Raw genomic sequence first — 11,420 nt, 5'->3', positions numbered from 1 at the left:
GGGGGGGGCCGGGGCCCCCCCCCCCCGGGGGGGCGCCCCCCCCCCGCCCGCCCCCCCCCCCCCCCCCCCCCCGCCCCCCGGGGGGGCCCCGGGGGGGGGGGCCCCCCCCCCCCCCCCCCCCCCCCCCCGCCGCGGCGGTTCACGGACACCGCGCGAGCCGGGTACGTGCCGAAGGCGGCCGGTCGCTCACGCCTGCGCGGAGCCCGGCGCCCGGTACATGTACGACGTCTCCTGCCGCCGCGAGGCGATCCGCCAACCGCCGCCGTCCCGCGCGAAACCGTCCACGTACCAGAAGCCGCACAGCAGCACACCGCGCTCCGCGGCCTTGCCGCCCTCGGGCAGGACGAGCGGGTTGAGGCACATGGTGCGGCCCGTCGCGCGGTCCCCGTCGAGCCGGATCGCGCAATTCCCGAGCAAATGCTGATATCCGGGAAAACGCGGCATGACGGCCGCGAGAAATTCCTTGATCTCCGGCAGAGTTCCGCGCGGACCGCCGGTCGCCGTGTAGTCGAGGACCGCGTCCTTGGTGAAGACCGCGTCCAGCAGCGGCCATTGGCCGGTGTCCACCGCGTGGCTGTATTCGATCAACAGATCCTGGATTTCCAGCCGGTCGGAGATATCGCCGAGCGAGAGCATGCGGCCCCTCCTGCCCGCGCCCGGATGGACGCGTGGGCACCGCATGGATGGCACGCGCCACCGGAGAAGTCAAGACACCTGACAGGCGCGGAGTATGGGAATACCCGGAGAACCCTCCGCCCACGCCCGGTCCGCGGCCCGAGCCGCCTAGGATCGAGGGATGGATCTTCGATGGCCGCGACGCAAGAGGTGGTTCGCCGCCGCGGGGGCGCTCGTGGTGCTGGTGGCGGGCGGCGTCGCGGTCGGTACGGCGACCGCGTCCGGTGACGGGGGCTCGGTGCACCGCAGCGACGCGATGCTCGACGGGGCCGGGGGCGTACGCCTGGACACCTCGTACTTCACCTCGGGCGGTCCCGGCAGGCGGCCCGCCGTACTGCTCGGGCACGGCTTCGGCGGCAGCAAGGACGACGTGCGCGGCCAGGCGGAAGCGCTCGCCCGGCACGGCTACGCCGTACTGACCTGGTCCGCGCGCGGCTTCGGGCACTCCACCGGACGCATCGGGCTCAACGCGCCGGACGGCGAGGTCGCCGACGTCGGCAAGCTCGTCGACTGGCTCGCGGACCGCCCCGAGGTGCGGCTCGACGCGCCGGGCGACCCGCGGGTCGGCATCTCCGGCGTCTCGTACGGCGGCGCGATCTCCCTGCTCGCCGCCGGTTACGACCAGCGCATCGACGCCATCGCGCCGCGCATGACGTACTGGAATCTGAGCGACGCGCTCTTCCCGAACGACGTCTACAAGAAGCTGTGGGCCGGCATCTTCTTCTCCAGCGGCTCCACCCCGCTGGACGCGGCAACGGGCGGCGACCGGACCCCGGACACGGGCAGGGGCACAGGCACGGGCACGCCCACGCCCGCCGGAGCGCCGACGACCGCCGACCCCCTCTGCGGCCGGTTCGAACCGTCCGTCTGCGCGCTCTACCAACGCGTGGCCCAGGCGGGAAAGCCCGACGCCGCCGCCCGCGCGCGACTCGACGCGCTCAGCCCGTCCGCGGTCGGCTCCCGTATCAAGGTCCCCGCGCTGATCGTGCAGGGCCAGACCGACTCGCTGTTCACGCTCGCCCAGTCCGACGCGATGGCCAAGGCGATCAAGGCCAACGGCGCACCCGTGACCGTCGACTGGATCGCGGGCGGACACGACGGCGGCAACACCGAGAACGGCAGGATCGACCAGCGGGTCACCGCCTGGTTCGACCACTACCTCAAGGGCGAGACGTCCACGAGCACGGGACCCGCCTTCCGGGTCACCCGCACCGGCGGCCTCAACTCCACCGACGGCAGCGTCACCCTGCGCGGCGCGAGCGGCGACAGCTACCCCGGCCTCGACGGATCGGGCAGCCGGAAGATCGCGCTCGCCGGCTCCGCCCAGCGGATCACCAACCCGGCGGGCGGCGCCCCGCCCGCGATCTCCGCCGTCCCCGGCCTCGGCGCGCTCACCCAGCTCTCCTCGGTCGGCGCCGGCATCTCCCTGGACTTCCCCGGCCAGATCGCGGTGTTCGAGTCCGCGCCGCTGCGCGACGGCGCCCAGCTCACCGGAGCGCCGTCGGTGCGGGTGAAGGTCGCCACCGACGCGCCCGACGCCGTGCTCTTCGCGAAGCTCTACGACGTCGCGCCCGGCGGCAAGGAGACCCTGCCCGCCTCGCTCGCCGCCCCCGTACGCGTCGTCGGGTCCGGGCAGGGCACCACCGTCACGGTCCGACTGCCCGCCGTCGACCACGACTTCGCGGCCGGGCACCGACTGCGCGTGGTGCTGTCCACCACCGACCTCGGCTACGCCTCCCCGGCCGCGCCCGCGGTACTGACCGTCTCGCTCGCGTCGCCGACACTCACCCTGCCCACCGACACCGGGCTCCGCGCCGACGCCACCTCGGTCGCGTGGTGGGCCTGGGCGCTGCCGCTGATCGCGCTGGCCGTGGCCGCCGTCCTGCTGCTCACCGGCCGCCGCCGGGTCCGCCCGCGCCCGGCCGACCCGGCGCTCGCCGCGGTCCCGTTGCAGATCACCGGCCTCAGCAAGCGGTACGCGAAGTCCGTCGACCAGTACGCCGTACGCGACCTGTCCTTCCGCGTCGAACCCGGCCAGGTGCTCGGCCTGCTCGGGCCGAACGGCGCGGGCAAGACCACCACCTTGCGGATGCTGATGGGCCTGATCCGTCCCGACGAGGGCGAGATCCGGGTGTTCGGCGAGGCGGTACGGCCCGGCGCGCCCGTGCTGTCCCGGCTCGGCGCCTTCGTGGAGGGCGCCGGCTTCCTGCCGCATCTGTCCGGCCGCGCCAACCTCGACCTGTACTGGCAGGCCACCGGCCGCCCGGCGCAGGACGCCCACCTGGCGGAGGCCCTGGAGATCGCGGGCCTCGGCGACGCGCTGGAACGGGCCGTGCGCACCTACTCGCAGGGCATGCGGCAGCGACTGGCCATCGCGCAGGCCATGCTCGGCCTGCCGGACCTGCTGATCCTCGACGAGCCGACCAACGGACTCGACCCGCCGCAGATCCGCGAGATGCGCGAGGTGCTGATCCGCTACGCGCAGGCGGGCCGGACCGTGATCGTCTCCAGCCACCTGCTGGCCGAGGTCGAGCAGACCTGTACGCATCTGGTGGTCATGGACCGCGGGCGGCTGGTCACGGCCGGTCCCGTCGCCGACATCATCGGCTCGGCGGACACCGTACTGGTCGGGATCGACGGCGAACTGCCGCAGAGCGCGGTCGAGAAGGTCGCCGCACTGCCCGGGGTCGCCACCGCGGTCCGCGAGGAGGACGGTCTGCTCGCGGTGCTCGACGGCCTGACCCCGGCGCAATTCGTGGCCGAACTCGTCCGTCTCGACGTGCCCGTGGCCCAGGTCGGGCCGCACCGCCGCCTGGAGGACGCCTTCCTGACCCTGATCGGAGGCTCCTCGTGAGCGCCGCACCCGCCCTGCCCGCCCCCGCGCCCGCACCGGACGGGTCACCGGCCCGCGCCACCGCGCCCGGCTACCGCCCCGGCCGTACGCTGCGGCTGCGCGTCGAGGCCAGGCGGCAGTTGCGCAGGCGCCGCACGATGATCGTGGCCGCGCTGCTCGCCGCGCTGCCGTTCATCCTGATCGCCGCCTTCGCGATCGGTGGCACCCCGAGCGGCGAGGGCAGGAACGGCCCAACGCTGATCGACACCGCCACCGCCTCGGGCGCCAACTTCTGCGCGACCTGCCTGTTCGTCTCCGCGGGCTTCGTCCTCGTCGTGCCGGTCGCGCTCTTCTGCGGCGACACCGTGGCCTCGGAGGCGGGCTGGTCCTCGCTGCGCTATCTGCTGGCCGCGCCCGTGCCGCGGACCAGGCTGCTGGCCGTGAAGCTCACCGTGGCGCTGGGCTTCAGCGCGGTCGCGCTCGTCCTGCTGCCCGCGGTCGCGCTGGTGGCGGGGACCGTCGCGTACGGCTGGGGGGACCTGGAACTGCCGACCGGCGGGGCGCTGGCGTCCGGTGAGGCGCTGCCGCGGCTGGCGGTCGCCGTGATCTACATCTTCGTGAGCCAACTCGTCACGGCCGCGCTCGCCTTCTGGCTCTCCACGGTCACCGACGCGCCGCTGGGCGCGGTCGGCGGCGCGGTCGGCCTCACCATCGTCGGCAATGTGCTGGACGCCGTGACCGCGCTGGGGCGGTGGCGTGACGTGCTGCCCGCGCACTGGCAGTTCTCCTGGGCGGACGCGCTCCAGCCGACGATGGAGTGGTCCGGCATGCTCCAGGGCACCTCGGTGTCGGTCTCGTACGCGATCGTGCTGACGGCGCTGGCCTTCCGCGGCTTCCGCACCAAGGACATCGTGTCCTGACCCGCCGTCGGCCGTGTCGTGACGTGGCGTATGCCGTGCCGTGCCGTGACGCCGCATGACGGGCCCCGCGACGCCGCCGCACCACGACGCCTCGTCATGGCATGCCCATGAAATGACCAAGGGGCGGCCATCCGGAGTAAAGCGGTCGGCAGCAAACGGCGAAGTCTCTTGTCCTGGGCATGATCTGTGGGTGTGATCGCGGCATCCGTCTCGTGCGGTCGCACTCCACACAAGGAGAGTCCATGCGCAGATTCCGTCCGCGGCCCCGCGCCGCGGTCGCGGCGGCAGGGGTCACCGCCCTCGCCGCCGCCGCTTTGACAGCCGCTCCCGTCGCCGGGTCCGCCACCGCCGCCCCGGCGCGTACCGCACCGGTGGTGAAGGCCGTGCCCGCGGTCACGGGACACCGGCTGGTGAGCGGGGTGAGCAGCCCGCTCAGCAGCGCGCAGTGCCAGGCGAAGTGGGGCATCAACTGCTACACCCCGCAGCAGTACCGCCAGGCGTACGACCTCAAGCCGCTCTACCGCGCCGGTATCACCGGCAAGGGGCGGACGATCGTGATCGTGGACTCGTTCGGGTCGCCGACGATCCAGCACGACCTCGACGTGTACAGCCGGCAGTTCGGCATCGCCAGCTCGCACGTACAGGTCGTCAAGTGGGGTGACGTGCCGCCGTTCGACCCGACGAATCCGGACCACACCGGCTGGGCGAGCGAGAGCACGCTGGACGTGGAGATGGCGCACGCCGTCGCGCCCGACGCGCACATCGTGCTGGTGGAGACCGGCGTCGCGGAGACCGAGGGCGTCGAGGGGCTGCCCGAGATGATGGACGCCGAGAAGTCGATGATCGAGCACGGCGTCGGCGACGTGATCACGCAGAGCTTCGGCGCCACCGAGAACACCTTCCCCGGCTTCGACCGGGGCGACTTCTCCAGCATCCAGAAGCTGCGGTACGCCTTCAAGGCAGCCGCCGCGCACGGCGTGACGGTGCTGTCGTCCTCCGGCGACGGCGGCGCCACCGACTCGATGGCGGACGGCGCCACCGACTACCCGTACCCGGTGAACTCCTGGCCCTCGTCCGACCCGCTGGTCACCTCGATCGGCGGCACGCAGCTCCACCTGGACGACGCGGGCGACCGCACCGCGCCCGACAGCGTCTACAACGACTACGGCGCGGGCGGCGGCGGCCAGTCGCACGTCTTCACCAGGCCCTCGTACCAGGACGTGGTCAAGAACGTCGTCGGCGCCCGGCGCGGCACCCCGGACATCTCGATGACCGCGGCCGTGGACGGCGGCGCGTGGGTGTACTCCTCCTTCGACCCGACGGCCGTCGGATGGGACGTGTACGGCGGCACCAGCGAGTCCAGCCCGCTGTTCTCCGGCATCGTCGCGCTGGCCGACCAGCTCGCCGGGCACCGGGTGGGCGACATCCACCAGGCGCTGTACGCGCTCTACCGGGGCGACAGCAGGCTCACCGGGATCGAGGACGTCAAGGACGGGACGAACAACTCCTACGACGGCGTCACCGGCTACACCGCGGTGAAGGGGTACGACATGGCGACCGGTGTCGGCACGCTGGACGCCGCGCGGTTCGTTCCCGCGCTGGCGATCGCCAGTTGGCGGCGCTGACCGTCCGAGCGGGGTACTGACAGGTCACCGCCGCGTCCGCGCGGGCGCGGCGGTGGCACGTGCTGTCCGGACGCCGGAAATGTCCGGTCCCGCGGGGTGAGTGGTCCAACTCCGTTATCTGTTAGGACTCTTGACAGTCGGGTGGTCCAGACCAACAGTATTGGTCCAGACCAGCAGCGCCCCCTGTGCTGTCGGCCCCCACACATCCCCCCTCGAAGGGAGCGCGGTCCATGACCGGACCCGTTCGCAGACCCCTCCGCGCGTTGCTCACCGGACTCGTCACCGCCACCGCGGCGGCCGGGCTCGCCCTGACCGGCAGCGGCACCGCCCACGCCGCCACCCCGCTGCCCGCCCACGTGTTCGCCCCGTACTTCGAGGCGTACAACGGCGACAGCCTCTCCGGCCTGGCGTCGGCCTCCGGCAACAAATTCCTCACCATGGCGTTCATCCAGACGCCGTCCGTCGGCTCCTGCACCCCGTACTGGAACGGCGACAGCTCGCTGCCGATCGCCCAGGCGAACTTCGGCGCCGACATCGACACCCTCCAGGCGGGCGGCGGCGACGTCATCCCGTCCTTCGGCGGTTACGCGGCCGACAACAGCGGCACCGAGATCGCCGACAGTTGCACCAACGTCAGCTCGATCGCCGCGGCCTACGAGAAGGTCATCACGACCTACGACATCAGCCGGATCGACCTCGACATCGAGGACAACTCGCTGACCAACGCCGGCGGCATCGACCGCCGCAACAAGGCCGTGAAGATGGTCCAGGACTGGGCGGCGAGCAACGGCCGCTCGGTGCAGTTCTCCTACACCCTGCCGACCACCACCCACGGGCTGACCACGGGCACCGCAGGTGACGGCTCGGGCCTGTCGGTGATCCAGAACGCCATCTCCAACGGCGTCAAGGTCGACGTCGTGAACCTGATGACGTTCGACTACTACGACAACGCCACGCACAACATGGCGACCGACACCCAGACCGCCGCCACCGGCCTGCACGACCAGCTCGCCGGGCTCTACCCGTCGAAGACCGACGCGCAGATCTGGGGCATGGTCGGCGTCACGGAGATGCCCGGCATCGACGACTTCGGCGCGGCCGAGACCTTCACCACCGCCAACGCCACCACCGTCTACAACTGGGCGGTCAGCAAGGGCATCAACACGCTGTCCTTCTGGGCGCTCCAGCGCGACAACGGCGGCTGCCCCGGCCAGGGCGGCTCCGACACCTGCTCCGGCGTCGCACAGAGCACCTGGCAGTTCAGCCACACCTTCCAGCCCTTCACCGGCGGCGGCACCACCACCCCGCCCCCGGCGAACGACTTCTCGGTGTCGCTGACCCCGGCCTCCGGCTCCGTCGCGCCGGGCGGTTCCACCACCTCCAGCGTGCACACCGCCGTCGCCTCCGGCACCGCGCAGTCCGTCGCGCTGACGGTCTCCGGCGCCCCGGCCGGTGTCACCGCCACGCTCAGCCCGACCTCGGTGACCGCGGGCGGCAACGCCACCTTGTCGGTCGCCACCACGGCCTCGGCGGCCCCCGGCACGTACACCCTGACCGTCACCGGCAAGGCGGGCACCACGACCCACACCGCCGCGTACACGCTCACGGTCACCGGGACCACCACCGGCTGCACCGCCACCGCGTGGAACAGCAGCGCGGTCTACGTGGGCGGCAACACCGTCTCGTACGCCGGTCACACCTGGAAGGCCAAGTGGTGGACGACGGGCGAGACGCCCGGCACCACCGGTGAGTGGGGTGTCTGGCAGGACCTCGGCGCCTGCTGATCCGCCTCCCGCGGCGGCCGGGCCCCGGATTCGGGGTCCGGCCGCCGATCCTCTAAAGTCTGACCGTTGTCTACGAACATGTAGTCGTAACGGGCCGGGGCGATCACCGGCGGACAAGGGGCGGGACCACCCAATGAGCGTCATCGGCGTCGGCCAAGCCGTCATTCTCGGCGTCGTGGAAGGAGTGACCGAGTTCCTTCCGGTCTCCTCCACCGGGCACCTGAAAATGACCGAGGGCCTGATGAACATCCCGGTGGACGACAAGGCTGTCGTCGGCTTCACCGCGGTGATCCAGACCGGCGCCATCGCCGCCGTCTTCGTCTACTTCTTCTCCGACATCAAGCGGTTCGTCGGCGCCTGGTTCAAGGGGCTCGCGAACAAGAGGGAGCGCGACAACCACGACTACAAGTTCACCTGGTGGGTGATCTACGCGACCATCCCGATCGTCGTCGTCGGACTGGCCGCCAAGCCGCTGATCGACGGCGCCCTCGCGTCCTTGTGGGTCGTCGCCTTCTCGCTGATCGGCGGCAGCGTCGTCATGTGGTGCGCCGAGCAGATGGCGCGATTCAAGCGCGGCGAGGACCAGGTCACCTTCAAGGACGCGATGATCGTCGGCTGTTCGCAGATCCTCGCGCTGCTCTTCCCCGGCTTCTCCCGGTCGGGCGCCACCATCTCCACCGCGCTCATCCGCGACCTGGACCGGGTGGCCGCCACCCGCCTGTCGTTCTTCCTCGGCCTGCCCGCCCTCACCGGCGCGGGGCTGTACGAGTTGAAGGACGCCACCAGCGGGGGCGTCGGCGTGCCCGCGCTCGCCGTCGGCACCGTGGTGTCGTTCGTGATCGCCTACGTCTCCATCGCCTGGCTGCTGAAGTTCGTCGCCAAGCACTCGTTCAACTCCTTCGTGATCTACCGGATCGTGGTCGGCTTCCTGCTGATCGGCCTGCTGACGACGGACACGATCAGTTCCTGACTCACCGTCAGACGCACTCCGAGGGTCCGGCCGGGACGGCCGGGCCCTCTTTTCCGGCCGGATAGTTCACGACTTATTTTTTGATGTGTATTGACTCGCCGACGGGCGGCCCCTAGCGTCCACACCGCATCGCGACCCCACAACGCGACCGAGGAGACACGTGTGACTCAGGTCCCCACCGTGCCCGGCACGCCCACCCGCACATCCCGCACCCGCAGACGAACAGCCGCCATAGCGGCGGCGCTCGTCCTGCCGGTCTCGGCCTGTATCGCCCTGGTCACCGCACGGGACGCGGGCGCCGCCACCATCCCGGCCGCCCCGGCCAGCGTCACCAGCGTCAGCAGCGGCAAGTGCGTGGACGCGCGCGCCGCGGCCACCGCCAACGGCACAGCGGTGCAGCAGTACGCCTGCAACGGAAGCGCCGCCCAGCAGTGGCAGTTCACCGCCACCGACAGCGGCTACTACCGGATCGGCGTGTCCACCGCGCCCGCCCAGGTGTGGGACGTCACCGGCGTCTCCACCGCCGACAGCGCCACCACACAGCTCTGGCTGTACGGCGGCGGCAGCAACCAGCAGTGGCAGCCCGTCGCCGAGAGCAGCGGTGCCTTTCACTTCGTCAACCGCAACAGCGGCAAGTGCCTCGACGTGCCCGGCGCGTCGACCGCCGACAGCGTGCAGCTCCAGCAGTACACGTGCAACGGCACCACCGCGCAGTCGTTCAACGTCAGCGGCAGCGGCGGCGGCACCACGCCGCCGACCACCCCGCCCAGCGGCGGCGACCCCGACCTCGGCCCGAACACGGTCGTCTTCGACCCGTCGATGTCCGCCTCGACCATCCAGTCCAAGCTGAACTCGATCTTCAGCCAGCAGGAGACCAACCAGTTCGGCAGCCAGCGCTACGCGGTGCTCTTCAAGCCCGGCACCTACAGCGCGGACGTCAACGTCGGCTTCTACACCCAGGTCGCAGGACTCGGCCTGAGCCCCGACTCGGTCACCATCAACGGCAAGGTGCACGCCGAGGCCGACTGGTTCCAGGGCAACGCCACCCAGAACTTCTGGCGTGACGCCGAGAACATGTCCGTCAACCCGACCGGCGGCAGCGACCGTTGGGCCGTCTCGCAGGCCGCCCCGTACCGGCGGATGCACGTCCGCGGCAACCTCGCGCTGGACGACGGCGGCTGGTCGAGCGGCGGCTTCATCTCCGACTCCAAGATCGACGGGCAGATCCAGTCCGGCTCCCAGCAGCAGTTCCTCACCAAGGACACCGAGATGGGGTCCTGGAGCGGCTCCAACTGGAACATGGTCTTCGTCGGCGACAAGGGCGCGCCCGCGCAGAGCTTCCCGACGTACACCACCGTCGCCAGCGCGCCCGTGGTGCGCGAGAAGCCCTTCCTGTACATCGACAGCGCGGGCAAGTACCAGGTCTTCGTGCCCGCCCTCCAGTCCAACGCGTCCGGCACCACCTGGAGCGGGAAGACGCCGGCGGGACAGTCGCTGCCGATCGACCAGTTCTTCATCGTCAAGCCGGGCAACACCGCCTCGGACATCAACGCGGCGCTCGCGGCGGGCAAGAACCTGCTGTTCACGCCGGGTGTCTACCACCTCAACCAGACGATCAACGTGACCCGGCCCGACACCGTCGTCCTCGGTCTCGGTCTGGCCACGCTCGTCCCGGACGGCGGCGTCACCGCGCTGACCACGGCCGACGTGGACGGTGTGAAGCTGGCCGGGCTGCTCATCGACGCGGGCACCACCAACTCGCAGACGCTGATGCAGATCGGCCAGGCCGGCTCGTCCGCCAACCACGCGGCCGACCCGACCAGCCTGTCCGACGTCTTCTTCCGGATCGGCGGCGCGGCCGTCGGCAAGGCCACCCAGTCGCTGGTGGTCAACAGCAACAACGTCATCGGCGACCACATGTGGCTGTGGCGCGCCGACCACGGCAACGGCGGCACCGTCGGCTGGAACACCAACACCGCCGCCACGGGCCTCGTCGTCAACGGCCAGAACGTCACCATGTACGGCCTGTTCGTCGAGCACTACCAGCAGACCCAGGTGCAGTGGAACGGCAACGGCGGCAGAACGTACTTCTTCCAGAACGAGATGCCCTACGACCCGCCCAACCAGGCTTCCTGGATGAACGGTTCCTCGCAGGGCTACCCCGCCTACAAGGTGGCCGACTCGGTCACCAGCCATGAGGCGTGGGGGCTCGGCAGCTACTGCTACTTCTCCGCCAACTCCTCGGTGGTGTCGGCCAACTCCTTCCAGGTGCCCAACACCTCCGGGGTGAAGTTCCACGACATGGTGACCGTCTCGCTCGGCGGTGTCGGCACCATCAGCCATGTCATCAACACCACGGGAGCGGCCGTGAACAGCGGCCATCAGGTCACGTACCTGACCAGCTACCCCTAGTCACACAGGGGTACACGGGGGACACAGTGGGGCCGGCCGGCACAGGGGGCGCATCCCGTCGGCCGGCCCCTCTCCCGTGCGGTGACCCCCGCTCACCCGCGCCGTAACCCGCCTCCTCCCGTGCCGTGGCCGGGCACGGTGACGACCGACACACCCGTGGTCGAACACCGGAACCCCCGGGAGTCCAGTCGCTATCGTCGG

General features: G+C 71.2%; 7 protein-coding genes. 6 read left to right on the top strand and 1 reads right to left on the bottom strand.

Features of this window, described 5'->3' with window-relative positions:
• Window positions 1-186: 186 nt before the first annotated feature.
• Window positions 187-636 (bottom strand): nuclear transport factor 2 family protein, encoded by a 450-nt coding sequence (locus ACFY9V_RS10285; RefSeq protein WP_355347799.1) that lies wholly within the window; start codon window positions 634-636, stop codon window positions 187-189.
• A gap of 160 nt (window positions 637-796) precedes the next feature.
• Between ACFY9V_RS10285 and ACFY9V_RS10280 the strand changes: the two genes are divergently transcribed.
• The 6 genes from ACFY9V_RS10280 to ACFY9V_RS10255 all read left to right on the top strand — a co-directional run bounded on the left by ACFY9V_RS10280 (window position 797) and on the right by ACFY9V_RS10255 (window position 11,219).
• Window positions 797-3,529 carry an alpha/beta fold hydrolase gene (locus ACFY9V_RS10280; protein WP_391160697.1) on the top strand — a complete coding sequence of 911 codons (2,733 nt, stop codon included), beginning with the start codon at window positions 797-799 and terminating at the stop codon, window positions 3,527-3,529.
• Window positions 3,530-3,543: 14 nt separating this feature from the next.
• Window positions 3,544-4,428 (top strand): ABC transporter permease, encoded by an 885-nt coding sequence (locus ACFY9V_RS10275; protein WP_188282197.1) that lies wholly within the window; start codon window positions 3,544-3,546, stop codon window positions 4,426-4,428.
• Window positions 4,429-4,670: 242 nt separating this feature from the next.
• Window positions 4,671-6,053 carry a S8 family serine peptidase gene (locus ACFY9V_RS10270; RefSeq protein ID WP_391160695.1) on the top strand — a complete coding sequence of 461 codons (1,383 nt, stop codon included), beginning with the start codon at window positions 4,671-4,673 and terminating at the stop codon, window positions 6,051-6,053.
• 230 nt (window positions 6,054-6,283) lie between these two features.
• Window positions 6,284-7,837 carry a chitinase gene (locus tag ACFY9V_RS10265; RefSeq protein WP_355347790.1) on the top strand — a complete coding sequence of 518 codons (1,554 nt, stop codon included), beginning with the start codon at window positions 6,284-6,286 and terminating at the stop codon, window positions 7,835-7,837.
• 133 nt (window positions 7,838-7,970) lie between these two features.
• Window positions 7,971-8,807: an undecaprenyl-diphosphate phosphatase gene (locus ACFY9V_RS10260; RefSeq protein WP_355347787.1), complete on the top strand. Its 837-nt coding sequence runs from the start codon at window positions 7,971-7,973 to the stop codon at window positions 8,805-8,807.
• A gap of 162 nt (window positions 8,808-8,969) precedes the next feature.
• On the top strand, window positions 8,970-11,219 hold the full coding sequence (locus tag ACFY9V_RS10255; RefSeq protein ID WP_391160693.1) for an RICIN domain-containing protein: 2,250 nt from the start codon (window positions 8,970-8,972) through the stop codon (window positions 11,217-11,219).
• The last annotated feature ends 201 nt before the right edge of the window (window positions 11,220-11,420 follow it).

This window comes from Streptomyces sp. NPDC008317 (assembly GCF_042955955.1).
Classification (GTDB): domain Bacteria; phylum Actinomycetota; class Actinomycetes; order Streptomycetales; family Streptomycetaceae; genus Actinacidiphila.
Note: the sequence above shows the minus strand (reverse complement) of the source record. Positions and strands in the feature narration are given on the sequence as shown.